We start from the raw sequence: 24,349 nt of genomic DNA, 5'->3' as shown, positions 1-24,349 counted from the left end.
TTGTTTTGTGTTGATCTTCAGGGAATTCGCCACATCTCTGACGCCAATATTCACACAATGACCATTCGGCGCCTTCTGGTTCTATCCAGCTTGCGCAGCGCACTTTTCTTCTATTCTCAGCTCAAGGATATCGACAGTATCACTGGATCGAGCCAGTCCTCCCGTGGGGGCTGAATACCGGCTTCACCGAGGGTCGCCGCCATGTCGCGCAACCTCTGTCTCACCCGTCAATGTCTGGGTCTGGTGACCCGAATCGAATGCGCCATCAAGCCGTTGGCCGGCGATAACGGCATGTGGACGCTGCTCTTCGCCGCCGGCATGGCCGGCGAACAACCTTCCGCCATCAAGGCGCAGGGCCCGTTTCATGGGCCGGTCGCCGCTGAATCGATACTCGACACCATTGTCGAAAGCCTGACCTTGCATGGTTACGAACTGGCCGACGATCCGCAGATCTGGAGCCTGCACCTGCAAGCCCAGCTGCGGCAGATCAACGGTGGACGTGGCCGCAGCCTGAATTAGGATCTACGCCTGCAGGAGCTGCCGCAGGCTGCGATCTTTTGATCCTGCACTTCAAGGCGCAGTCTCAGGCATTGGCGCCTTGTCGAGTTTGACCTCAAAGCCGTATTGCACGGTAGCGAGGTCGGTTCGCTGATAGGTTTCCACGTGGCTTGGGCGGCCATAAAAGTAATGCACGCCAAACAACGCCGGGCCTTCTGCGCCCGCGTCGTGGCTGACTGAAAGGATCTGCTTGAGATAGCTGCCGCTGTCATCCTTGACGAAGAAACGCCATTCGTTGGGCGCAAACAGTTTCAGGTCCACCACCAGCATGTTGTTCTTGATCTCCAGGCCTTTGGGCAGTGACTTGGCGTCGTACGTCTGTTTCGCCACCGTGGCGAGAAACAGCGGCATTGAGCCGACGGCAATCGCCGGGGTTTCCGGGAACAGATTCAAATCGTAAGTAATCGTCGCGCGCAGCGGATCGACTTGATACGCCTCGGGCGGCAGTTCGATCGGCTCATCGAGCTTGCCGCTGCGCTTTTCGGTGAAAAACGTGACGGGGCTGACGCCCGGATTGAAATCATCGCCCAGCAATTCATCGTTGAACGTACGGCGATGGGAGAACTCGATGCGGGCAGCGCTCGGTTCTTCCACGGATTGATGGATGCGAATGCCTGCCTTCAGTTGTTCTTCGGTGAGGCTCGCACCCTTGAGCCAGTTGACCGCCAGGTCGTCGTAAACCGTCACTGACGGATCCAGTGGCTGGATGGTTTTCTCCGTGGTGTGCTGATTGAACGTGCGAATCGGCAGATCCAGCGGTTTACGCGTCACGGTCGCTGAGGAAAAATCCAGCACGCTGACTTCCAGGGTATCGATCGGGCCGTTGAAGTAGACCTTGTTGTAGCGACGTGGATGTTTCTCCTCGAATGCCTGCTGCTCTTGCGTGAGCTGCTTTTCCAGCGTATCGCTCCAGCTCTTCTGCTGTTGCAGGTACGCCAGTTGTTTCTGGTAGAAGGCCACTTGCTCCGGACTCTCGTTGATCGAGCCGGCACGCACCAGATACTGACCGGTTTTATCGCGGGCCTGAACGATCAGCGGATTGAGTTGGGCATCGGCGACTTCCGCGGCCAGCGGCAGGTTGTTGCTGAATTCGACCTCGGCGTAGTCCTTTTCAAGCTTCAGCAGTTTGACGCTGAGGTTGTCGTTGGTGCGGGTCTGGCCGACGTCCTTTTGCGTCAGGTCGAAGCTGTACAGGCGGCGCGGCGCGATGACTTCGATCCGCCCTTGGAGGCTGACCGGTTGCGGCAGGGTCTTCTTGTCCACATCCAGTCCGTCAATGAACGGGTAGGTTACGGTCAGGTCATCGGGGTTGGTGACGTTGGAGCTGGAGGGGCTGAGCTGAATACCCGGATCGGTTTCCGACCATTCCGGCTGATAAGCGATCACGCGTTTGTTGCTCAACGTTACCGACTGCCATTCCACCCCATGGGGAAACAGGAAACCGCCGGGAATGTTCAGGTTGAAGGGGAACACCGGTTGCAGGTCGGTGAGGTAATCGGAGCTGGCGTCCTTGTGCAGCACGAACAGGCCATTGATAAAAGTGTCGACCAGCGTCTGCGGGGCAGGGTAGTGCTTGAGCACGGCGAGTGCGTCTTCGCCGTATTCGGTGCGCGGTGGATTGTCGCTCAGCTTGAGTTGCGCCCGTTCAAGCAACAGCAGTGAGCCGCCAAGTTCGGTGATGGCGTCCTTGAGTTTCGGATCGGTGATGGCGTCCAGCGACTGTTCGAACGTTGCGGTCTTTTCTTCAAGGCTGGCGGCGTGCTTCTCGTCGCCAGGCGAGCAACCGCTGATCAACAGTGCAAGGCAGATTCCGGCCGTCGTTATCGGTAATCGCACATCCATTTCCACGCGTCCTGTCTACAGTCACTGGGCTGTCAATGGTTTGGACACTAGCAGAAAAAAAATCACTCACACACGCAGGTGGCGGATTTTTCGGCGGTTTCTGGCTGTCATAGGTGGCTGTTATACTCGCCGCCATTTCCAGCCCCCCTGTGTGAGACTCAATGGAACGCTTTATCGAAAACGCAATGTACGCCTCGCGCTGGCTGCTGGCGCCAATCTATATCGGGCTGTCCCTCGGACTGCTGGCGCTGGCACTGAAATTTTTCCAGGAAGTTTTCCACATCCTGCCCAACGTGTTCTCGATGGCCGAGTCGGAACTGATTCTGGTGCTGCTGTCGCTGATCGATATGGCGCTGGTCGGCGGCCTGCTGGTCATGGTGATGATCTCCGGCTACGAGAACTTCGTTTCTGAACTGAACATCGATGAAGGCAAGGAAAAGCTCAGCTGGCTCGGCACCATGGACTCTTCGTCGCTGAAGATGAAAGTGGCGGCCTCGATCGTGGCGATCTCCTCGATCCACCTGCTGCGCATCTTCATGGACGCCAAGAACGTCGATCCCGAGCACTTGATGTGGTACGTGATCATCCACATGACCTTTGTCGTTTCGGCGTTCGCCATGGGTTACCTGGACAAGGTCACCAAGCACTGATCAACCGTTGATCGCTGCAAAAACACCGCCCGTCTGTTGCGAAACAGACGGGCGGTGTCGTTTGTGGCTTGTGCTTTGGTGCTCGCGGGCATATCCCTGTAGAGGTCCTGACTCGCCACGTTGTGAGGTGCGTTCATGAACCTGCAAGAGTTGAATGCGTTTGCCATCGCCAGGAAGGTTGATGAGTTGAACCTGATCTCCATGGAAGGCGGGATTTACCTGCTCGAAGCACGGATGCATGGCGCGGCGTATCCGTTGAGTGATCTCAAAGGCAACATGCTGACACTGCGCTCGGTGGAGCATGCGCGTGATTTGCTGCATGCCTTTCCGGTGTTGCCATTCAACCTTGTACACACCTCGGTACATGACGAAATGTGTGGTTTGGGTCCCAGTGGCGAGGAAAGCCTGAAGGTGCCGCTCGCCTGGCGTTCAGCCCTGTAGGCGTTGCGCGCCATCGCCGGAACATCTGTGCTAGTCTGCTCGCCCTTTTGGTTCCGGGCGCGCCGGGACGCGCTGTGCACGCACGGCAAGTCTTGTGGCCGTCCGCACAGCGGAGCAGTGTCATGTCCGAAGTAAATCTGTCCACCGACGAAACCCGCGTCAGCTACGGCATCGGCCGTCAGCTGGGTGACCAGCTGCGCGACAACCCGCCACCGGGCGTTAGCCTGGACGCCATCCTGGCCGGTCTGACCGACGCTTTCGCCGGTAAGGAAAGCCGTGTGGGTCAGGAAGAAATGTCCGCCAGCTTCAAGGTTATCCGCGAAATCATGCAAGCCGAAGCCGCTGCCAAAGCTGAAGCCGCTGCTGGCGAAGGCCTGGCCTTCCTGGCTGAAAACGCCAAGCGTGACGGCATCACCACCCTGGCTTCCGGCCTGCAATTCGAAGTGCTGACTCAGGGCGAAGGCGCCAAGCCGACCCGTGAAGATCAAGTACGTACTCACTACCACGGCACCCTGATCGACGGCACTGTGTTCGACAGCTCCTACGAGCGTGGCCAGCCTGCAGAATTCCCGGTTGGCGGCGTGATCGCTGGCTGGACCGAAGCCCTGCAACTGATGAATGCCGGCAGCAAATGGCGTCTGTACGTGCCGAGCGAACTGGCTTACGGCGCTCAAGGCGTTGGCAGCATCCCGCCGCACAGCGTTCTGGTATTCGACGTCGAGCTGCTGGACGTTCTGTAAGACCTTTGTGGGAGCGAGCTTGCTCGCGAATGCAGGCGACTGGATCTAACTTGAGATTCGAGTTGAAGCCTTCGCGAGCAAGCTCGCTCCCACAGGTTTTGTATTACTGCTCATAGTTCTATCTTGTGATGCAGCTCACTGGTCGGGCGCAACGCCCGGGCATAGCAGAACAGGAACAGATTGCGCACCAGCTCCTTGAGCACCAATGGCTCGCTGGAATTGAGGCTGCTGACGTCCAGATCCCCTTGGTCTTGCAGTTCATGCAGGGCTTCTTCTTCAAGCACCGCACAGACTTCACCGGTTTCCCGATGGAGGATTCTGAGGTAAGGGTGTGGGCGATCCAGCCACGCGTCGATCAAATAAGTCATGGTTCTCATCTCCTTGTAGGGTTTCAATGAGAATAATTCTTATTCGTCAAATAGCAAGCGTCTATTGGCGGATTGTGAAATTTTCCGGGTAAAGATTGCGTAAGGTCAAAACGGCTGGCGTTTGGTTATTGCTTGGTTTTGCTGGGGCGGAGCGGGGAGGGCGAAGCTCCATCCCACGGCTGGCGCGGGATGGATGACAGTGGAATCAGACCTTTCTGACGAACTCGGATTTGAGCTTCATCGGGCCGATACCGTCGATCTTGCAGTCGATGTCGTGGTCGCCATCGCACAGACGGATGTTCTTGACCTTGGTGCCGACCTTGACCACCAGCGAGGTGCCCTTGACCTTCAGATCCTTGATCACGGTGATGGTGTCGCCGTCCTGCAGGACGTTGCCGACCGAATCTTTCTTCACGGCATCATCGGACGCCACTTCGGCTTCGCCGCTGGCAGACCACTCGTGGGCGCACTCCGGGCACACCAGTTGGGTGCCGTCTTCGTAGGTGTATTCGGAATTGCATTTCGGGCAGGGTGGCAACGTGCTCACTAAGGCTCCTTGGGATGTGGATCGCTAAAAGTCGCACATTGTATAGGGTTTTACGCGAGGGAGGGCATAGCGCAGAAACAACTGTGGGAGCGACGGTGCGACGATTCGACCTGCTCGCGAAGGCGTCAGGTCAGTCAACATTGAAGTCGACTGGCAGATCGCTTTCGCGAGCAGGCTCGCTCCCACAGTGGGCAGAATCAGTGCGTACGGGCGACCGCAAACTCACTCAGTTCAACCAGCGCATCCCGATATTCACTGGCCGGCAGTGCATCGAGGCACTTGATCGCACGGGCCACGTAATCACGGGCCAGTTGCGCGGTGTACTCAAGCGAGCCGGAGGCTTCCACAGCAATGCGGATGCTTTCCAGGTCTTCGATCCCGCCTTTCTGGATCGCCTGACGAACCAGTGCAGCCTGTTCAGCCGTACCTTCACGCATGGTGTAGATCAGCGGCAGGGTCGGCTTGCCTTCGGCCAGATCGTCACCGACGTTCTTGCCCAGGGTTTCCGCGTCGCCCTTGTAGTCGAGCAGGTCGTCGACCAACTGGAACGCCACACCGAGGTGATCACCGAAAGTACGCAGCGCTTCGCTCTGCTCGGCGGAGGCACCGGCCAGTGCCGCAGCACTGTGAGTCGAGGCTTCGAAGAGCATCGCGGTTTTGCCGCGGATGACTTCCATGTAGGTTTCTTCGGTAGTGCTGGCGTCGCGCACCTTGGACAGTTGCAGCACTTCGCCTTCGGCGATGATGCGCGTGGCCTGGGAAAGGATCTTCATCACTGGCATCGAGCCCAGTTCGACCATCATTTCGAACGAGCGCGAGTACAGGAAGTCGCCGACCAGCACGCTTGGGGCGTTGCCCCACATGGCGTTGGCGGTCGAGCGGCCACGGCGCATGCCGGACATGTCGACCACGTCGTCATGGAGCAGGGTCGCAGTGTGCAGGAATTCGATGGTGGCGGCCAAAAGACGCATGTCGTCGCCTTCGCGACCCAAGGCCTTGCCACACAGCAACACTAATAAAGGACGCAGACGTTTGCCGCCGGCCGAGGTAATGTAATCGCCGATTTTCGATACCAGCGGTACTCGGGAAGTCAGCTGCTTCTTGATGATGCCGTCGACGGCGCTAAAATCGTCCGCCACCGCGCGGTAGAAAGCTTGGGGTTGCATCAGCGAGAGTCGCTCCAGAAGGGTTGCGCGGCATGCTAGGACTCACATCCAGAGCTGTCAAGGCGCGATGGACGGCTACTTGCGCGTCTCTCGCGGCTTGCGTACAATCGCGCACCCTGAACTTCCTGGGCAGCACCTGCCTTACGCAATTGCAACGGGCCTTCCAGCCTTATGCAGCCATGCCAGCCAATACCTCTTCTTATAAAGAGCTGGGTGAGCAGGATTATCGGAGAAATACCATGTCTTATGCAGTAATCGTTACTGGCGGCAAGCAGTACAAAGTCGCCCCAGGTGAATACCTGAAGATCGAAAAACTGGAAATCGCTACCGGCGAATCCGTTACCTTTGATCGCGTTCTGTTGGTTGCCAATGGCGACGACGTGAATATCGGCGCTCCAGTTGTTGCTGGCGCTACCGTTGTGGCTGAAGTGATCTCCCAAGGTCGTCACGATAAAGTTCGCATCATCAAGTTCCGTCGTCGTAAGCACCACATGAAGCGTATGGGCCACCGCCAGTGGTACACCGAGATCAAAATCACCGGTATTCAGGCTTAATTTCAGCCTAATTCCTCACTAGGAGAATTGACTCATGGCACACAAAAAAGCTGGTGGTAGTACCCGTAACGGTCGCGACTCAGAAGCCAAACGCCTTGGCGTTAAGATGTATGGCGGCCAGAAAATCATTCCGGGCAACATCATCGTGCGTCAGCGCGGCACCCAATTCCACGCTGGCTACGGCGTTGGCATGGGTAAGGATCACACCCTCTTCGCGAAAATCGAAGGCGTGATCAAGTTTGAAGTAAAAGGCGCGTTCAACCGCCGTTACGTGAGCGTTGTCGCAGCTTAATTGCGCGATCGCTGGAAAAGCCCTGTCTCGCGACGGGGCTTTTTCGTTTGTGGGGTGAGTCTCTTGCAAAACTGTTTGTATGGGCTGTCGGCGTGCGATGCAGGTCGTGTTTTGGGGTCGCTGCGCTCATTTTTGCAAGAGTCTTATGTCTTGATTGTTTTTCGGCTCGTCCGTATGGCGAGAGGCGTTGGTTATGAAGTTTGTTGATGAAGTATCGATTCGCGTAAAGGCTGGTGACGGCGGCAATGGCGCCATGAGTTTCCGTCGGGAAAAATTCATCGAAAACGGTGGCCCGAACGGCGGTGATGGCGGTGACGGCGGTTCCATCTACATGATGGCTGACGAAAACCTCAACACCCTGGTCGACTACCGTTACACCCGGCACTTCGACGCCGAGCGTGGCTCCAACGGTGGCAGCACTGACTGCACCGGTAAAAAAGGCGAGGACCTGATCCTGCGCGTGCCGGTCGGCACCACGGTGATCGACTCTGCTACCCAGGAAGTGATCGGCGACCTGACCAAGGCTGGCCAGAAACTGATGGTAGTGCAGGGCGGCTGGCACGGTCTGGGTAACACCCGTTTCAAATCCAGTACCAACCGTGCGCCGCGTCAGACCACTCCGGGTAAGCCGGGTGAGCAGCGTGATCTGAAACTGGAAATGAAAGTGCTGGCTGACGTCGGTCTGCTGGGCTTGCCGAACGCCGGTAAAAGTACCTTCATTCGTTCGGTATCGGCGGCCAAGCCAAAAGTCGCCGACTACCCGTTCACCACGCTGGTGCCGAACCTGGGTGTGGTCAGCGTCGATCGCTGGAAGAGCTTCGTCATTGCCGACATTCCGGGTCTGATCGAAGGCGCTTCCGACGGTGCCGGTCTGGGCATTCGCTTCCTCAAGCACTTGGCGCGTACCCGTCTGTTGCTGCACCTCGTCGACATGGCACCTCTGGATGACAGCAGTGCACCGGATGCCGCTGAAGTGATCGTCAACGAGCTGATCAAATTCAGCCCGTCCCTGGCGGAGCGTGATCGCTGGCTGGTGCTGAACAAGTGCGACCAGATCCTTGAAGAAGAGCACGATGAGCGCGTCAAGGAAATCGTTGAGCGCCTGGAGTGGACCGGTCCGGTCTACGTGATCTCGGCCATCGCCAAGATTGGCACCGAGCGTCTGTGCCACGACATCATGCGTTACATGGAAGATCGTGCTGATCGTCTGGCCAATGACCCGGCTTACAAGGAAGAGCTGGCCGATCTCGATCAACGCATCGAAGACGAAGCCCGCGCGCAACTGCAGGCGCTGGATGACAAGCGTGCCCTGCGTCGCAGCGGCGTGAAGTCGGTCCATGACATCGGCGATGATGACTGGGACGAAGAAGATTTGGATGACGAAGACGGTCCGGAAATCATTTACGTGCGTGACTGATTCGTTGCAGTAAACTTAAGCGCCGCTCAATCGAGCGGCGTTTTAGTATCTGGAAATCGCAAGTCACAAATAACGTCATGGGCGGCGCTGGGTCGCGCAGCCCTCAAGCTAAGGTTGAAGATGATGCGGAGCAAGGTGACAGGTGCGCAGCGTTGGGTCGTGAAGATCGGCAGCGCTTTGCTGACAGCTGATGGCAAAGGGCTGGATCGCGCGGCAATGGGTGTCTGGGTCGAGCAGATGGTGGCCTTGCATGAGGCTGGCGTCGAGTTGGTGCTGGTGTCCTCTGGGGCGGTGGCGGCCGGCATGAGTCGTTTGGGCTGGACCGCACGACCCAGTGCGATGCACGAGCTTCAGGCGGCTGCGGCTATCGGCCAGATGGGCTTGGTGCAGGCGTGGGAATCAAGCTTCGCCGAGCATGGTCGGCACACAGCGCAGATTCTCCTGACCCATGACGACCTGTCCGACCGCAAGCGTTACCTGAACGCCCGCAGCACCCTGCGCGCATTGGTTGAGCTGAAAGTCATCCCGGTGATCAACGAGAACGACACCGTGGTCACTGACGAAATCCGCTTCGGCGACAACGACACGCTGGCGGCGCTGGTGGCTAACCTGGTCGAGGCGGACCTGCTGGTGATCCTTACTGATCGCGACGGCATGTTCGACGCCGATCCGCGTAATAACCCCGATGCGCAGATGATTTACGAGGCGCGCGCTGATGATCCGACGCTGGATGCGGTCGCGGGCGGCACGGGTGGTGCGCTGGGGCGTGGCGGCATGCAGACCAAGCTGCGTGCGGCACGGCTGGCGGCGCGTTCCGGTGCGCACACCATTATCGTCGGTGGGCGCCTTGAGCGCGTGCTTGATCGCTTGAAAGCGGGTGAGCGCATCGGTACGTTGTTGTCGCCTGAGCGAGGCATGCTCGCGGCGCGCAAGCAATGGCTGGCCGGGCATCTGCAGACCCGTGGCACGCTGGTGCTGGATGATGGTGCAGTGTCGGCGTTGTCTCAGGGCAGCAAGAGTTTGCTGCCCGTGGGGGTGAAATTGGTGCAGGGCAGTTTCCGTCGCGGCGAAATGGTGGTCTGTGTGGCGCCGGACGGTCGTGAGATTGCCCGTGGCCTGGCCAACTACAGCGCGCTGGAGGCACAAAAAATCATCGGTCAGTCGTCGGATGCGATTGTCGGTTTGCTCGGTTACATGGCGGAGCCTGAATTGGTTCACCGTGACAACCTGATTCTGGTTTAAGGAAAACTCGATGCGTTTAGCAAAAGGATTGTTGGGCTTGCTGATGGCGATGCCATTGCTGGTCTCGGCCGAGGAAATCGGTCAGGTGTCGACAGTGTTCAAGTTTGTCGGCCCGAACGACCGCATTGTGGTCGAGGCTTTCGATGATCCCAAGGTCGAAGGGGTTACCTGCTACCTGTCGCGCGCCAAGACGGGCGGTGTGAAGGGTGGTCTGGGTCTGGCTGAGGATCGCGCCGAAGCGTCGATCGCTTGCCGCCAGGTCGGCCCGATCAAGTTCAAGGGCGAGCTGAAGGATGGCGATGAGGTGTTCAAGGAGCGCACTTCGCTGGTATTCAAAACCATGCAGGTGGTGCGTTTCCTCGACAAGAAGCGCAATACGCTGGTGTATCTGGTCTACAGCGATCGCTTGATCGAGGGTAGCCCGCAGAATGCCGTGACCGCGATCCCGATCCTGCCGTGGGTACCCGTCCAGCAATAACGCCGCAAAACCAACTGTAGGAGTGAGCCTGCTCGCGATAGCGGTGTGTTAGTCAGCAAATATACATCTGACTAAAAGCTATCGCGAGCAGGCTCACTCCTACATTTTTTTGCGCTGGATTTGTTAAATCACAGGCAATAAAAAACCGACCCTAAGGTCGGTTTTTTAATGACTACGTCGATTAAGCAGCTTCTTTCAGCGCTTTAACGTGGCCATTCAGACGGCTCTTATGACGAGCAGCCTTGTTCTTGTGGATGATGCCTTTATCGGCCATACGGTCGATAACTGGCACAGCCAGAACGTATGCAGCTTGAGCTTTTTCAGCGTCTTTTGCGTCGATGGCTTTAACTACATTCTTGATGTAGGTGCGAACCATGGAACGCAGGCTGGCGTTGTGGCTGCGACGCTTCTCAGCCTGTTTTGCACGTTTTTTGGCGGAAGGTGAGTTGGCCACCGTCGAGCTCCTCGAAAGACTTTTTAGGAAATAGCAAACAAAATAGGCCGCGAATCATGCCGATGAGTTGAAGTCTTGTCAAGGGCACTTGAAACGTTCCGCTAAGTGGTAGGTATAAAGAGGCGGGATATTTATTTCCGGCGCTTGACCTGTAAACTCGCGAGCTTTGGCTCTGTGCTGCTGCGGCGCGGAGTATCGCACAAGTAGGCGCTTTGTTCGCCTGCTGTTTATCGACAGGCACAAATTCCCTCAATGAATCTGCTCAAATCGTTGGCCGCCGTCAGCTCTATCACGATGCTTTCCCGGATTTTGGGGTTTGTCCGTGACACGCTGATTGCTCGTATATTCGGTGCCGGGATGGCGACCGACGCCTTCTTTATCGCCTTCAAACTGCCCAATCTGCTGCGCAGGATCTTCGCCGAAGGTGCTTTCTCTCAGGCTTTCGTACCGATTCTTGCCGAGTACAAAAGTCAGCAGGGTGAAGAAGCGACGCGCACGTTCATTGCTTACGTGTCAGGTCTGCTGACGCTGGTATTGGCGGTAGTGACTGCGCTGGGCATGATCGCCGCACCCTGGGTGATCTGGGCAACGGCTCCGGGCTTTACCGATACACCGGAAAAATTCCAGCTCACCTCTGATCTGTTGCGGGTGACGTTCCCCTATATATTGCTGATCTCGCTGTCGTCGCTGGCTGGCGCGATCCTCAATACCTGGAACCGCTTCTCGGTGCCGGCCTTCGTGCCGACCCTGCTCAATGTCAGCATGATCGTGTTTTCGCTGTTCCTCACGCCGTACTTCGATCCGCCGGTGATGGCGCTGGGCTGGGCGGTCCTGGTCGGCGGTCTGGCGCAGTTGCTCTATCAACTGCCGCACCTGAAAAAGATCGGCATGCTGGTACTGCCGCGACTGAACCTGCGCGATACCGGCGTGTGGCGGGTGATGAAACAGATGCTGCCGGCGATTCTCGGTGTCTCGGTCAGTCAGATTTCGCTGATCATCAACACCATCTTCGCCTCGTTTCTGGTCGCAGGCTCGGTGTCGTGGATGTATTACGCCGACCGCTTGATGGAGTTGCCATCCGGCGTGCTTGGCGTGGCATTGGGGACGATTCTGCTGCCGACATTGGCGAAAACCTATGCCAGCAAGGATCGCCACGAATACTCGCGGATTCTCGATTGGGGCCTGCGTCTGTGCTTTGTGCTGGTGCTGCCCTGTGCGCTGGCGCTGGGGATTCTTGCTGAGCCGCTGACGGTTTCGCTGTTTCAGTACGGTCAGTTCAGCGGCTTTGACGCCGAAATGACCCAGCGTGCGCTGATTGCGTATTCTGTCGGCCTGCTCGGAATTATCGTGATCAAAGTGCTCGCACCGGGCTTTTATGCGCAACAGAACATCCGTACGCCGGTAAAAATCGCAATCTTCACGCTGGTCGTTACGCAACTGTTCAACCTCGTTCTGATTGGTCCGCTGGCTCATGCCGGCCTGGCCCTAGCGATCAGTGCCGGTGCCTGCCTGAATGCCGGGCTGCTGTTCTATCAATTGCGCAAGCAACAGATGTATCAGCCGCAGCCAGGTTGGGCCAAGTTCGGGTTCAAACTGGTGATCGCCGTGGCGGTGATGTCGGCAGTGTTGCTGCTTGGCATGCACTTCATGCCAGCGTGGGATCAAGGGCACATGCTTGAGCGCTTCCTGCGTCTGGGCGCATTGGTCGCGGCGGGCGTGGTGTCCTATTTCGGCATGTTGCTGCTGCTGGGTTTCCGCCTGCGCGACTTCAATCGCAAGGCCTTGAGCTGAGGTTTTGCCCTTTATAAACAGGCGCGGGCCGGCAGTTTTGTCGGCTCGTTCACTTTGCGTTACGGTGTTGCCTGTCGTCGGCCGTCGGGTGTGGTTATAATCGACCACTTTATGAGCAAGAAGCGCGTTATGCAGCTGGTTCGAGGCCTCCACAACTTGCGCCCCCAGCATCGGGGCTGCGTCGCCACTATTGGCAACTTTGACGGTGTTCACCGTGGTCACCAGGCTATCCTGGCCCGACTGCGTGAGCGTGCGCTCGAGTTGGGCGTACCCAGCTGCGTGGTGATTTTCGAGCCGCAGCCACGGGAATTCTTTGCCCCCGAGACCGCGCCGGCACGTCTGGCACGGTTGCGCGACAAGCTGCAACTGCTGGCCGCCGAAGGCGTTGACCGGGTGTTGTGCCTGGCGTTCAACCAGCGCTTGAGCAAACTCAGCGCCAGTGAGTTCGTCGATACCATCCTGGTTGATGGTCTTGGCGTGCAGCATCTTGAGGTCGGTGACGATTTCCGTTTCGGTTGCGACCGCCTCGGCGACTTCGATTTCCTGTTGCAGGCCGGGCAGATGCACGGTTTTACCGTCGAAGCGGCGCAAACCGTCGAGCTGGACGGCATTCGCGTCAGTAGCACGCAGGTGCGTAACGCCTTGGCCGCCGCCGATTTTGCCTTGGCCGAACGTTTGCTCGGCCGCCCGTACCGGATTGCCGGTCGCGTGCTGCACGGCCAGAAACTGGCCCGGCAACTGGGTACGCCCACTGCCAACATTCAACTCAAGCGTCGTCGCGTGCCGTTCACCGGGGTGTATCTGGTGGATGTCGATATCGACGGCAAGACCTGGCCCGGCGTCGCCAATATCGGCGTGCGGCCCACGGTGCAAGGTGATGGCAAGGCCCACCTTGAAGTCCATCTTTTAGATTTTGCCGGCGATCTGTATGACCGGCGTTTGACGGTGGTTTTCCACCAAAAGCTGCGTGAAGAGCAGCGCTTCGCCTCCCTGGAGGCATTGAAAACGGCGATCAATGCGGATGTCGCCACCGCCCGTGCACTAGCCGCACCTAGCGCCCATCGCTAATGAAGAGCCTTAAATGACCGACTATAAAGCCACGCTTAACCTTCCGGACACCGCCTTCCCAATGAAGGCCGGCCTGCCACAGCGCGAACCGCAGATCCTGCAGCGCTGGGACAGTATTGGCCTGTACGGAAAGTTGCGCGAGATTGGCAAGGATCGTCCGAAGTTCGTTCTGCACGACGGTCCTCCGTATGCCAACGGCACGATCCACATCGGTCACGCACTGAACAAGATTCTCAAGGACATGATCATCCGCTCGAAGACCCTGTCGGGTTTCGACGCGCCTTATGTTCCGGGTTGGGACTGCCACGGCCTGCCGATCGAGCACAAGGTTGAAGTGACCCACGGCAAGAACCTGGGCGCGGACAAGACCCGTGAACTGTGCCGTGCCTACGCCACCGAGCAGATCGAAGGGCAGAAGTCCGAATTCATCCGTCTCGGCGTGCTGGGCGATTGGGCCAACCCGTACAAAACCATGGATTTCAAGAACGAGGCCGGTGAAATCCGCGCCCTCGCCGAAATCGTCAAGGGCGGTTTCGTGTTCAAGGGCCTCAAGCCAGTGAACTGGTGCTTCGACTGCGGTTCGGCCCTGGCTGAAGCGGAAGTCGAGTACGAGAACAAGGACTCCTCGACCATCGACGTTGCTTTCCCGATCGCTGACGAAGCCCAACTGGCTGCTGCGTTCGGTCTGCCGTCGCTGAGCAAACCTGCCTCGATCGTGATCTGGACCACTACCCCGTGGACCATCCCGGCCAACCAGGCGCTGAACGTTCACCCGGAGTTCAACTACGCGCTGGTTGATGTCGGCGACAAGCTGCTGGTGCTGGCTGAAGAGCTGGTCGAAGCCTGCCTGACTCGCTACGGCGTTGAAGGTTCGGTCATCGCGACCACCACCGGTAAAGAGCTGGAGCTGATCAATTTCCGTCACCCGTTCTATGACCGTCTGTCGCCGGTGTACCTGGCTGACTACGTCGAACTGGGCGCTGGCACCGGCGTGGTTCACTCCGCTCCGGCCTACGGCGTGGACGACTTCGTGACCTGCAAGAAGTACGGCATGGTCAACGACGAGATCCTTAATCCAGTGCAGAGCAACGGCGTTTACGCGCCGTCGCTGGAGTTCTTCGGCGGCCAGTTCATCTGGAAGGCCAACCCGGCCATCGTCGACAAGCTGACCGAAGTCGGTGCGCTGTTGCACACCGCCATCATCAAACACAGCTACATGCACTGCTGGCGTCACAAGACCCCGCTGATCTACCGCGCCACCGCGCAGTGGTTCATCGGCATGGACAAAGAGCCAACCAGCGGCGACACCCTGCGGGTGCGCTCGCTCAAAGCCATCGAAGACACCAAGTTCGTCCCGGCCTGGGGCCAGGCGCGCCTGCACTCGATGATCGCCAACCGTCCGGACTGGTGCATCTCGCGTCAGCGCAACTGGGGCGTGCCGATCCCGTTCTTCCTCAACAAGGAAAGCGGCGAACTGCACCCACGCACTGTCGAGCTGATGGAAGAAGTCGCCAAGCGCGTTGAAGTCGAAGGCATCGAAGCCTGGTTCAAGATGGACGCTGCCGAACTGCTCGGTGACGAAGCGCCGCTGTACGACAAGATCAGCGACACCCTCGACGTCTGGTTCGATTCGGGCACCACGCACTGGCACGTCCTGCGCGGTTCGCACTCGATGGGTCACGAGAGCGGCCCGCGTGCCGATCTGTACCTGGAAGGTTCCGACCAGCACCGTGGCTGGTTCCACTCGTCGCTGCTGACCGGTTGCGCCATCGACAACCACGCGCCGTACCGCGAACTGCTGACCCACGGTTTCACCGTCGACGAAGCCGGCCGCAAAATGTCCAAATCGCTGGGCAACGTGATTGCGCCGCAGAAAGTCAACGACACGCTGGGCGCTGACATCATGCGTCTGTGGGTGGCTTCGACTGACTACTCCGGCGAGATGGCGGTTTCCGACCAGATCCTGCAGCGCAGCGCGGACGCCTATCGTCGTATCCGTAACACCGCGCGCTTCCTGCTTTCGAACCTGAGCGGTTTCAACCCGGCCACTGATATCCTGCCGGCTGAAGAAATGCTCGCGCTGGATCGTTGGGCGGTCGACCGCACCTTGCTGCTGCAACGCGAGCTGCAAGAGCACTACGGCGAATACCGTTTCTGGAACGTCTACTCGAAGATCCACAACTTCTGCGTGCAGGAGCTGGGCGGTTTCTACCTCGACATCATCAAGGACCGTCAGTACACCACTGGCGCCAACAGCAAGGCCCGCCGTTCGGCGCAAACCGCGCTGTTCCACATCTCCGAAGCGCTGGTGCGCTGGATCGCGCCGATCCTCGCCTTCACCGCCGACGAACTGTGGGAATACCTGCCGGGCGAACGCAACGAATCGGTCATGCTCAACACCTGGTATGAAGGTTTGACCGAACTGCCAGCCGACGTTGAACTGGGTCGCGACTACTGGGAACGCGTGATGGCGGTCAAAGTAGCGGTCAACAAAGAAATGGAAATCCAGCGCGCAGCGAAAGCTGTCGGTGGCAACCTGCAAGCCGAAGTGACGCTGTACGCCGAAGACGCGCTGAGCGCCGATCTGGCCAAGCTGAGCAACGAACTGCGCTTTGTCCTGATCACTTCGACCGCAAGCGTTGCGCCGTTCGTTCAGGCTCCGGCCGATGCGGTGGTGACGGAAGTCAGCGGCCTGAAGCTGAAGATCGTCAAATCGGCCTTCCCGAAGTGCGCCCGTTGCTGGCACTGCCGTGAAGATGTTGGCGTGAACCCGGAACATCCGGAAATCTGCGGTCGTTGCGTCGACAACATCAGCGGCGCTGGCGAGGTTCGTCACTATGCCTAATGCCGTTGGCCGTTTCGGACGGTTGAGCTGGCTGTGGTTGAGTTTGCTGGTTCTGGTCATCGACCAGGCCAGCAAGTTCTACTTCGAAGGCAAGCTCGAAATGTTCCAGCAGATCGTGATTATTCCCGATTACTTCAGCTGGACCCTGGCCTACAACACTGGCGCTGCGTTCAGCTTCCTGGCTGACAGCTCCGGCTGGCAGCGCTGGCTGTTCGCCCTGATCGCGATTGTGGTCAGTGCGGTGCTGGTGGTCTGGCTCAAGCGCCTGGGCCGCAACGAAACCTGGCTGGCCGTCGCGCTGGCGCTGGTATTGGGCGGCGCACTGGGCAATCTGTATGACCGCATTGCCTTGGGCCATGTGATCGATTTCATTCTGGTGCACTGGCAGAACCGCTGGTACTTCCCGGCGTTCAACTTCGCCGACAGCGCGATTACCGTTGGCGCGGTGATGCTGGCACTGGATATGTTCAAAAGTAAAAAGACCGGAGAAGCCGTTCATGACTGAACAGGTATTGGCTGAGCAACGCATCGGCCAGAACACGGAAGTCACTTTGCACTTTGCATTGCGCCTGGAGAACGGCGACACCGTCGACAGTACGTTCGACAAAGCCCCGGCGACCTTCAAGGTCGGCGACGGCAACCTGCTGCCGGGTTTCGAAGCAGCGCTGTTCGGCTTCAAGGCCGGCGACAAGCGCACGCTGACCGTCGAGCCGGAAAACGCCTTCGGCCAGCCGAACCCGCAGAACGTGCAGATCATCCCGCGTTCGCAGTTTGTCGACATGGAGTTGTCACCGGGTTTGCTGGTGATCTTCAACGATGCGGCCAATACTGAGTTGCCGGGTGTGGTGAAAGAGTTCGACGACACGCAAGTGACCATCGACTTCAACCATCCGCTGGCGGGCAAGACGCTGACCTTTGACGTCGAGATCATCAACGTTAAAGCGCTGTAAAAATGTGGGAGCGAGCCTGTTCGCGAAAGCGGTGTGTCAGGCGACGTCGATGTTGAATGTCAGTCAGCTTTCGCGAGCAGGCTCGCTCCCACCCAGTTGGTAATTCATTGTTTTCGCGCGCAAGACACGAGGCACAGCATGCAAATCAAACTCGCCAACCCCCGTGGCTTCTGCGCCGGCGTGGACCGGGCGATCGAAATCGTCAACCGCGCCCTGGAAGTCTTCGGGCCGCCGATCTATGTGCGCCATGAAGTGGTGCACAACAAGTTCGTCGTTGAAGACCTGCGCAGCCGTGGGGCGATCTTCGTCGAAGAGCTGGATCAGGTGCCGGATGACGTCATCGTGATTTTCAGTGCTCACGGCGTATCTCAAGCCGTGCGCACCGAAGCCGCTGGCCGTGGCCTGAAAGTATTCGACGCTACTTGCCCGCTGGTGACCAAGGTGCACATCGAAGTGGCGAAATACAGCCGCGACGGTCGTGAGTGCATCCTCATCGGCCACGCCGGTCACCCGGAAGTCGAAGGCACCATGGGTCAGTACGACGGCAGCAATGGCGGCGCGATTTACCTCGTCGAAGACGAGAAAGACGTTGCCGAGTTGCAGGTGCACAACCCGGAAAAACTGGCTTTCGTTACTCAGACGACGCTGTCGATGGACGACACCAGTCGCGTCATCGATGCCTTGCGCACGCGCTTCCCGGCCATCGGTGGTCCGCGCAAGGACGACATCTGCTACGCCACGCAAAACCGCCAGGACGCGGTCAAGCAATTGGCCGACGAGTGCGACGTGGTGCTGGTAGTCGGCAGCCCGAACAGCTCCAACTCCAACCGTCTGCGTGAGCTCGCCGAGCGCATGGCCACACCGGCCTACCTGATCGACGGTGCCGAAGACCTGCAAAAGAGCTGGTTCGATGGTGTCGAGCGAATCGGCATCACCGCCGGGGCGTCCGCGCCGGAAGTGCTGGTGCGCGGCGTGATTCAGCAATTGCAGGCCTGGGGTGCGACCGGTGCCGATGAATTGGCCGGGCGTGAAGAGAACATCACCTTCTCGATGCCTAAAGAGCTGCGCGTGCGTTCGATCTGATACGTTTGGCTTTTTGACACAGCGCCTGCTCAGCTTCTTCGCTGCTCAGGCGCACGCGACCGGTCGCCGCCAGCACTATCTGGCGCTGGCTGACCGGCTCGCGAGCCGAGCAGACATGTAATGTCCCTGCCTGAAACGCCCGCCCGGGCATCAGCGGTTGCCCCAGACTGCTGAAGCGTACGTAACGACTTACTGACCAATTGCCGACAATTGGCACCTGTGTGTCGCTCACACTTTCTTGCAGCAGCGGATTGCTGTTGTCTTTCGACCCCTTGCCGCTGATATCCAGAATGATCCGCCAGCCCTGACTCCAGTCGCCGTTGATGCCATGGATCACCACGCTCTGATTGCGTGTGATGGCCTGGGTGCGAGCGTTGCGCAGGCCATCGAGCAAGGATTGCGCTGCCTGATCCCGATGGTTCGATTCTCTGAGCGTGGCAAACGCCGGACTGACCAACAGCAGAACAATTGCGCCAATCGCCAGTCCCATAAGCAGTTCGATCAGGCTGAAACCCTGTTGCGGCATTAAAACTCCCTCCGTGGAGTGTGATGAACGGCGCGCTCCGTGCGCCGGGCAGGGCAAATCAACCGACGCGGGCCGGTTGAATGTTCTAGCGTGTAGAAGCAGGTATAGCCGACGGCAACGGAGGGCATTGATGGATCTTCGTACAAAAGGTTTCACGCTGATCGAGTTGTTGGTCGCGGTCGCGATCTTCGTGATCCTGATCACTTTGGCCGTGCCGGCGTTCACCCGATCGATACAGAGCAGCAAGGCTGATACCGAGATGGGCGATCTGCAACGGGCGATCAATTTCGCCAGGCTCGAAGCCATCGACCGTGGCACCACCCTACGCCTGCGCCCAACCGCTGGTGGCAGCGTCTGGACCGGTGAACTGGCGGTCTATGACAGTACTGGCAATCCGGCCAATGTGTTGCGGGTTGTTCCCGCGATGAGCAGCGGCGCCACTCTGACGCTACCCTCAGGAGTGACCGCACTGGATTTCAACAACCTCGGTGGTCTGGCAGCGCCGTCGACGGCGGTGACCATCAGTTACACGTTGGGAACGCAAAGCAGGACGCTGAACGTGTGTTTGAACGGACGAATTCAATTGGGTGGAAGTTGCGGATGAGGGCAAGGAGTCAATACGTACAGCAGGGCATGACGCTGATCGAAGTACTGGTCGCGTTGCTGATTCTGACGGTCGGGCTGCTGGGCGCGGCAGCGGTGCAACTGAATGCGCTGAAGTACACCGACAGCTCGCGGATGACCAGCCAGGCCAGTTTCATCGCCTACGACATGATGGACCGCATCCGCGCCAACTCCGGCGCCGACTACACCGTCACGCCGCCGACTTCGGCCAATCTCAGCGTTGCGCGCGACCAGGATCTCTACGATTTCACCACCAACATCGTCAACTTCGGTGGCCCGACCGCGACAGGCAGCATCACCCTCAATCAGCGGGTTTACACGATTACCATCAACTGGAGCGATGCGCGAGCCGCCAACAGCGCCAGTGCTCAACGCAGTTTTGTCCTGACCAGCCGCGCCGCCGTCGATCCGGTGGCTACACCATGAGGCGTGGTCAGCGTGGTTTTGGTCTGATCGAGATGCTCGTCGCCCTGGCACTGGGGCTGATTGTGGTGCTGGGCGTGGTGCAGATTTTCATCGCGGCGAAAAATACTTATGTCAGCCAGAACAGCGCCGCCGCGATGCAGGAAGACGCTCGGTTCGTGTTGAGCAAAATGATTCAGGAAATTCGCATGGTCGGGATGTTCGGCTGTCTGGGCACGATCCTCGATTCGAGCTCCGCGGGCGACTTCAACGCTGCGCAGGTCATGCCGATCAGTTGGGACAATGCCAACCTGAAACTGACGCTGGTCACCGCCGATATCGGCAGCGGCGGGGGCACGCCGACCTGGACGGTGCTCTCCGACTGCCGTAACAGTGCGACGGCGTATACCGGCTTGCGATCTCCGGCGAGCGGACAGATCGCGTTTCCGATCCGGCGTCTGATCTACAGTTTCAGCAACAATCAGATTCTCATGGGCACCGGCAGCGGCACACCGACGCAGCAGGTGCTGGTGAACAACGTCAGTGCGTTCACTGTGATGTTCGGTCTGGCCAGTTCCGCGACAGATGTGGCCGCTTCGACTTATAGCGCCAACCCCAGTGATCCGGCGCGCATCCGTAGTGTGCGCCTGAGCCTGACCCTCAACGATCCGAACAATCGGGTGCGCAGTCAAACCTTCAACGTGGTTGCCGCTTTGCGCAACCGCTTGCAGTGAGGGCGCGCTGATGAGGATTTCTCTTCACACCCGTCAGACTCAGCACGGCATGGTGTTGCTGGTCAGTCTGGTATTCCTGTTGTTGCTGACCCTGATTGGTCTGTCGTCGATGCAGAGCGCCAACCTGCAGGAAAAAATGGCCGGCAGCGTGAGTCTGCGTAATCAGTCGTTTCAGACTGCCGAGGCGGCGTTGCGGATTGGCGAAAGTGCGGTGCAACTGGACAGTTATTCGCTGGCCGTGTGCAGCGGTACCACGCAATGCGCGCCGCCAGCGGAGTCGTCAGTGGTCAGCTCGGCGGGGCTCAACTCGACTTCCGGGGTCACCTGGATTGCGGCCGGCAATGGTTTCTATGGTGTGCAGAATATCGGCACCACGCTCACGGCCGTGAACGTACCGAGCAACACCTCGGCGACGTTGTATCGGGTTACAGCGGTCGGCATCGCCGGTACTTCGCGTAGCGTGGTGGAGAGTGTTTATGCGAAGTATTGAACGCTGGACATCGCTGGTGATCGGCATGCTGCTGAGCTTCTATCTGGTGGCACCGGCGTATGCGTTCACCCCCTCCGATTCACCGCTGTTGAGTGCAGCGGCGGTTCCCCCCAACGTCATGCTGCTGATCGACGATTCGGGGAGTATGAACAGCATCATTTATGCGGCTGGATTCGACCCGACGGTTGATCGCACGCCGGCGCGGCAGTGCAATGCGTTTCTCGGGTTATGCACCCCTCTGAACGCGCCAACGATCACTGGCGATCCTGTGTTTTTATCAAGCCTTCCGACCTCCGGGTGTTCGGGTGGCGCGTACGCGTTTTACAACAACAGTGTCGCGCCACTGTGTCTGAAACTGCCGGACCCTGTGGGTGGCGGCAACACGCGATATACAGGCGACTACATTTCCTACGTCGTCAGTCTGGCCATCAACAATGGCACACGCGATTTCACCACTGGGGCGATTCCCAACGACTACCGAATCAACGTCGCGCGTAACGTGTCGACGGCGCTGGTCACCAGCAATCGCACTTTGCGTATTGGCCTGTCGACTTTCAACCCGGTCACCAACAACGACTCTGGTAATGGCGGTTATATCGCCCGCTCGATCAGCGACTTGGCGCCGGTGTCCGGGAGCGTCACGCAGGCGCAGGCAGACACCAACTACAACGCGCTGATCTCATCGATCAATGGTTTGAGTGCCGTGGCCAACACGCCGTTGGCAGAAACCTACTATGAAATCACCCGCTATATGCGCGGCATGGCGCCGTACTACAACAGCGCGCCCGCGACCTATACCAGTCCGATCCAATACCGCTGCCAGAAAAATTATGGCGTGGTGATAACCGATGGCTTGCCGACCTTCGACCGTACCTTTCCGAGCAACGACCCATTGGGCGGCAGCCGGTTACCGAACTGGGACGGTGTCAGCAATGACGGCAACAACCTCTATGGCGACAAAGAAGGGGATACGTTGTATCTGGATGATATCGCCAAGTTCGCCTTCGATATCGACATGCGCTCGACCGGTACCGACGCGGCGGGCAAGAGTTGGAACGCGGTGGATTTTCCCAAGCAGAATATGAACACCTATACCGTGGGCTTCACCGCCGACAACGACATGCTGTCGGACGCGGCCAGTTACGGGCAGGGCAGGTATTACCAGGCGACTGACAGCACCGGGCTCAACGCCGCGTTGTCGTCGGCGTTGAGTGATATCACTTCCAAGGCCGGTTCCGGCGGTAGTGGTGTCACCAGCGGCACCACACTGGCGAGCGGCTCCAGTTACTTTCAGACCAGTTACGACCCCAAGGACTGGCGCGGCACGATCAAGTCCTTCGGCTTCAATGCATCCGGAGCGGTGAATACCTCTGCGGTGCTCTGGACCACTGACACCACTATCGTACCGAGTGCGATCGCACCGACCTATCAGTCGTGGAACACTACAAGCAACGCCGCCGTTGCGCTGGCCTATGGTAATTTTTCCGCGCCCCAGCAGACGACACTCAGCCAAGGCCTGCCCACCGGTATTACCGGTAGTGATCTGGTGGAGTGGAGCAAAGGCACCAACAAGACCGGGCTCAAAGTGCGTAGCGTGTTGCTCGGCGACATCATCAACTCGCCGTTGGTGCTGGCCTCACCGACGGACAAGACAGCCTCCGATCTGTCGGGCGACACCACGTACACCGCTTACCTGACCACCAAAGCGGCAAACATGAATGCCAGTCTGGTGGTGAACGCCAACGACGGTTTCGTCAACGTCATCAACTCGGCCAACGGCAGCCGTCGTTACGCTTATATGCCTTCCAGCGTATTACCGTCGCTGCGGCTGATTGCCGATCCGAACTACTTCAACGGCGTCAGCCACAAGTTTCTGGTCGACGGCCAGGTCGGCGTGTATGACGCCCAGCTCAATAGCGCATGGAAAACCCTGGCCATCGGCGGAACCGGTGCCGGAGGCAAGACGTTCTACGCGCTGCAACTGTTTGACGCTTCGGCGGGTAACGTTTTGCGCGCATTGTGGGAAGTCAGTGCGCCGGCGACTGTAAGCACCGCCAACGCTTTCAATGATCTGGGTTACGCCTACGCACGCCCGGAAGTGGCACGCTTGGCCGATGGTCGCTGGGCTGCTTTCATTGCCAATGGCTACGGCAGCAACTCCGGCGTGGCGGCGTTGTATGTGCTGGACGTACGTGATGGGTCGCTGATCAAGAAAATCGTCATCGACAGTACCGAAACCACTAATGGTTTGTCCTCGGTGAAACTCAAGGTCAACTCACAGAACGTCGTGCAGGCCGCTTATGGCGGTGATTTGAAAGGGCGCTTATGGAAGTTCGACTTGAGCGCGACCTCGACGGACAGTTGGGGTTTAGCGTTTTCCGGCAAGCCGTTATTCACCACGGCGGGCGGGGCGACTCAACCGATCACCGCGCAACCGCTACTGGCGGACAACGCGCTTGGCGGCAAACAGATTTTCGTCGGTACCGGTAAATTCAACGAGACGGCTGACAAAACCAACAAGGATTTGCAGGCGTTCTATTCGGTGTGGGATGCCGATGGCGGCTCCGGAAACATCACTGTTGGCAGTTTGCAGGCGCAGGCGGTGACTGGCGTGTTCTCCGGCAGTACCGGGCAGTTTGTGACAACTACCCAGAACGACACGACCTATCCGGGAGAGAAGGGCTGGTACCTGCCCTTGGTGTATAACAACGCGCTGATCGGTGAGCGCGTGATCAATCAGGCCAGTCTGGTGCTTGGGCGAATCGTCTTCACCACCGCCAGCGTCGATACCACCGATCCCTGTTCCAGTTTCGGAACCGGCAAAGTGGCCGAACTCGATGCGTTCAGCGGTAAGATGCTCAACTATGCGGTGTTCGATACCAACGGGGATGGAGTGGTTGACAGCAGCGACACGATTTCCAGTGGTGTGATATTTACCGGTGGCATTCCGACCCTGAACGCCATCGTCAACGGCGCAACACGCAAAATTGTTAACGATTCCAGCGGTAACATCACCACCCTGGTGGAAAAGGGCGGCGGTGGCAGCCGTCGTATCATGTGGCGACAAATACAGTAAGCGAGAGTTTG

General features: G+C 58.5%; 26 protein-coding genes. 20 read left to right on the top strand and 6 right to left on the bottom strand.

Annotated elements, in window-relative coordinates; all coding sequences use genetic code 11:
* Positions 1 to 201 precede the first annotated feature (201 nt).
* Positions 202 to 519, top strand: a complete 318-nt coding sequence (locus tag CCX46_RS26225; protein WP_095121723.1) for a PA4575 family protein — start codon at positions 202 to 204, stop codon at positions 517 to 519.
* A gap of 51 nt (positions 520 to 570) precedes the next feature.
* On the opposite strand, the gene CCX46_RS26220 is transcribed toward CCX46_RS26225, so the two are convergent.
* A complete protein-coding gene (locus CCX46_RS26220) occupies positions 571 to 2,400 on the bottom strand; it encodes a hypothetical protein (RefSeq protein WP_127929840.1) in 1,830 nt (609 codons plus the stop codon).
* Between the two features lie 161 nt (positions 2,401 to 2,561).
* Between CCX46_RS26220 and CCX46_RS26215 the strand changes: the two genes are divergently transcribed.
* The 3 genes from CCX46_RS26215 to CCX46_RS26205 all read left to right on the top strand — a co-directional run bounded on the left by CCX46_RS26215 (position 2,562) and on the right by CCX46_RS26205 (position 4,231).
* Positions 2,562 to 3,050, top strand: a complete 489-nt coding sequence (locus tag CCX46_RS26215) for a TIGR00645 family protein (protein WP_007909801.1) — start codon at positions 2,562 to 2,564, stop codon at positions 3,048 to 3,050.
* Positions 3,051 to 3,185: 135 nt separating this feature from the next.
* On the top strand, positions 3,186 to 3,491 hold the full coding sequence (locus tag CCX46_RS26210) for a DUF6482 family protein (RefSeq protein WP_095121727.1): 306 nt from the start codon (positions 3,186 to 3,188) through the stop codon (positions 3,489 to 3,491).
* A gap of 122 nt (positions 3,492 to 3,613) precedes the next feature.
* Positions 3,614 to 4,231, top strand: coding sequence for an FKBP-type peptidyl-prolyl cis-trans isomerase (locus CCX46_RS26205; RefSeq protein ID WP_008078561.1), 618 nt, complete (start codon positions 3,614 to 3,616; stop codon positions 4,229 to 4,231).
* 110 nt (positions 4,232 to 4,341) lie between these two features.
* Here CCX46_RS26205 and CCX46_RS26200 read toward each other — a convergent pair whose 3' ends face one another.
* The 3 genes from CCX46_RS26200 to CCX46_RS26190 all read right to left on the bottom strand — a co-directional run bounded on the left by CCX46_RS26200 (position 4,342) and on the right by CCX46_RS26190 (position 6,312).
* Positions 4,342 to 4,599 carry a PA4570 family protein gene (locus CCX46_RS26200; RefSeq protein ID WP_034153845.1) on the bottom strand — a complete coding sequence of 86 codons (258 nt, stop codon included), beginning with the start codon at positions 4,597 to 4,599 and terminating at the stop codon, positions 4,342 to 4,344.
* 205 nt (positions 4,600 to 4,804) lie between these two features.
* A complete protein-coding gene (locus CCX46_RS26195) occupies positions 4,805 to 5,146 on the bottom strand; it encodes a zinc ribbon domain-containing protein YjdM (protein ID WP_016986200.1) in 342 nt (113 codons plus the stop codon).
* Between the two features lie 197 nt (positions 5,147 to 5,343).
* On the bottom strand, positions 5,344 to 6,312 hold the full coding sequence (locus CCX46_RS26190; RefSeq protein WP_127929839.1) for a polyprenyl synthetase family protein: 969 nt from the start codon (positions 6,310 to 6,312) through the stop codon (positions 5,344 to 5,346).
* 239 nt (positions 6,313 to 6,551) lie between these two features.
* Between CCX46_RS26190 and rplU the strand changes: the two genes are divergently transcribed.
* The 5 genes from rplU (at position 6,552) to CCX46_RS26165 (ending at position 10,295) form a co-directional block, all read left to right on the top strand.
* Complete coding sequence (gene rplU / locus CCX46_RS26185; protein WP_003176051.1) at positions 6,552 to 6,866, top strand: 50S ribosomal protein L21; 315 nt, start codon at positions 6,552 to 6,554, stop codon at positions 6,864 to 6,866.
* A 34-nt stretch (positions 6,867 to 6,900) separates the two neighbouring features.
* Complete coding sequence (rpmA, locus tag CCX46_RS26180) at positions 6,901 to 7,158, top strand: 50S ribosomal protein L27 (protein ID WP_003176049.1); 258 nt, start codon at positions 6,901 to 6,903, stop codon at positions 7,156 to 7,158.
* Between the two features lie 193 nt (positions 7,159 to 7,351).
* Entirely contained in the window at positions 7,352 to 8,575 is a 1,224-nt protein-coding gene (gene cgtA, locus CCX46_RS26175) for an Obg family GTPase CgtA (RefSeq protein ID WP_127929838.1), read from the top strand.
* A gap of 123 nt (positions 8,576 to 8,698) precedes the next feature.
* The gene (gene proB / locus CCX46_RS26170) at positions 8,699 to 9,817 is read left to right on the top strand and encodes a glutamate 5-kinase (protein WP_127930455.1); all 1,119 of its coding nucleotides are present in this window, start codon (positions 8,699 to 8,701) and stop codon (positions 9,815 to 9,817) included.
* Between the two features lie 10 nt (positions 9,818 to 9,827).
* Entirely contained in the window at positions 9,828 to 10,295 is a 468-nt protein-coding gene (locus CCX46_RS26165) for a CreA family protein (RefSeq protein WP_122607899.1), read from the top strand.
* A gap of 181 nt (positions 10,296 to 10,476) precedes the next feature.
* On the opposite strand, the gene rpsT is transcribed toward CCX46_RS26165, so the two are convergent.
* Entirely contained in the window at positions 10,477 to 10,749 is a 273-nt protein-coding gene (gene rpsT, locus CCX46_RS26160) for a 30S ribosomal protein S20 (protein ID WP_003228351.1), read from the bottom strand.
* Positions 10,750 to 11,001: 252 nt separating this feature from the next.
* Between rpsT and murJ the strand changes: the two genes are divergently transcribed.
* The 6 genes from murJ to ispH all read left to right on the top strand — a co-directional run bounded on the left by murJ (position 11,002) and on the right by ispH (position 18,486).
* Positions 11,002 to 12,540 (top strand): murein biosynthesis integral membrane protein MurJ, encoded by a 1,539-nt coding sequence (murJ, locus tag CCX46_RS26150; protein ID WP_127929837.1) that lies wholly within the window; start codon positions 11,002 to 11,004, stop codon positions 12,538 to 12,540.
* A 129-nt stretch (positions 12,541 to 12,669) separates the two neighbouring features.
* The gene (gene ribF, locus CCX46_RS26145) at positions 12,670 to 13,608 is read left to right on the top strand and encodes a bifunctional riboflavin kinase/FAD synthetase (RefSeq protein WP_008078544.1); all 939 of its coding nucleotides are present in this window, start codon (positions 12,670 to 12,672) and stop codon (positions 13,606 to 13,608) included.
* Between the two features lie 13 nt (positions 13,609 to 13,621).
* On the top strand, positions 13,622 to 16,453 hold the full coding sequence (gene ileS / locus CCX46_RS26140) for an isoleucine--tRNA ligase (protein ID WP_127929836.1): 2,832 nt from the start codon (positions 13,622 to 13,624) through the stop codon (positions 16,451 to 16,453).
* Entirely contained in the window at positions 16,446 to 16,958 is a 513-nt protein-coding gene (gene lspA, locus CCX46_RS26135; protein WP_007909836.1) for a signal peptidase II, read from the top strand. Before ileS ends, lspA begins: the two co-directional genes overlap by 8 nt.
* 7 nt (positions 16,959 to 16,965) lie before the next feature.
* Positions 16,966 to 17,403, top strand: coding sequence for an FKBP-type peptidyl-prolyl cis-trans isomerase (gene fkpB, locus CCX46_RS26130; RefSeq protein WP_174245140.1), 438 nt, complete (start codon positions 16,966 to 16,968; stop codon positions 17,401 to 17,403).
* Between the two features lie 138 nt (positions 17,404 to 17,541).
* On the top strand, positions 17,542 to 18,486 hold the full coding sequence (gene ispH / locus CCX46_RS26125; RefSeq protein ID WP_034153853.1) for a 4-hydroxy-3-methylbut-2-enyl diphosphate reductase: 945 nt from the start codon (positions 17,542 to 17,544) through the stop codon (positions 18,484 to 18,486).
* Here the strand turns inward: ispH and CCX46_RS26120 are convergent.
* On the bottom strand, positions 18,458 to 19,012 hold the full coding sequence (locus CCX46_RS26120; protein ID WP_127929835.1) for a GspH/FimT family pseudopilin: 555 nt from the start codon (positions 19,010 to 19,012) through the stop codon (positions 18,458 to 18,460). The two genes, ispH and CCX46_RS26120, sit on opposite strands and share 29 nt — an antisense overlap.
* 130 nt (positions 19,013 to 19,142) lie before the next feature.
* Between CCX46_RS26120 and CCX46_RS26115 the strand changes: the two genes are divergently transcribed.
* From CCX46_RS26115 to CCX46_RS26095, 5 genes are read left to right on the top strand one after another with little or no spacing between them, the layout of a single operon-like run.
* Complete coding sequence (locus CCX46_RS26115; protein WP_127929834.1) at positions 19,143 to 19,616, top strand: GspH/FimT family pseudopilin; 474 nt, start codon at positions 19,143 to 19,145, stop codon at positions 19,614 to 19,616.
* The gene (pilV, locus tag CCX46_RS26110; RefSeq protein ID WP_127929833.1) at positions 19,613 to 20,062 is read left to right on the top strand and encodes a type IV pilus modification protein PilV; all 450 of its coding nucleotides are present in this window, start codon (positions 19,613 to 19,615) and stop codon (positions 20,060 to 20,062) included. The genes CCX46_RS26115 and pilV overlap by 4 nt, the downstream gene beginning before the upstream one ends.
* Positions 20,059 to 20,772, top strand: a complete 714-nt coding sequence (locus tag CCX46_RS26105) for a PilW family protein (protein ID WP_095121755.1) — start codon at positions 20,059 to 20,061, stop codon at positions 20,770 to 20,772. The genes pilV and CCX46_RS26105 overlap by 4 nt, the downstream gene beginning before the upstream one ends.
* A gap of 10 nt (positions 20,773 to 20,782) precedes the next feature.
* Positions 20,783 to 21,262: a pilus assembly PilX family protein gene (locus CCX46_RS26100; protein WP_127929832.1), complete on the top strand. Its 480-nt coding sequence runs from the start codon at positions 20,783 to 20,785 to the stop codon at positions 21,260 to 21,262.
* Positions 21,249 to 24,338: a pilus assembly protein gene (locus CCX46_RS26095; RefSeq protein WP_127929831.1), complete on the top strand. Its 3,090-nt coding sequence runs from the start codon at positions 21,249 to 21,251 to the stop codon at positions 24,336 to 24,338. The genes CCX46_RS26100 and CCX46_RS26095 overlap by 14 nt, the downstream gene beginning before the upstream one ends.
* The last annotated feature ends 11 nt before the right edge of the window (positions 24,339 to 24,349 follow it).

Origin of the sequence: Pseudomonas sp. RU47 (assembly GCF_004011755.1) — a bacterium.
Lineage (GTDB): Bacteria > Pseudomonadota > Gammaproteobacteria > Pseudomonadales > Pseudomonadaceae > Aquipseudomonas.
The sequence above is the reverse complement of the archived record's forward strand: the minus strand, read 5'-3'. Positions and strand labels throughout refer to the sequence as shown.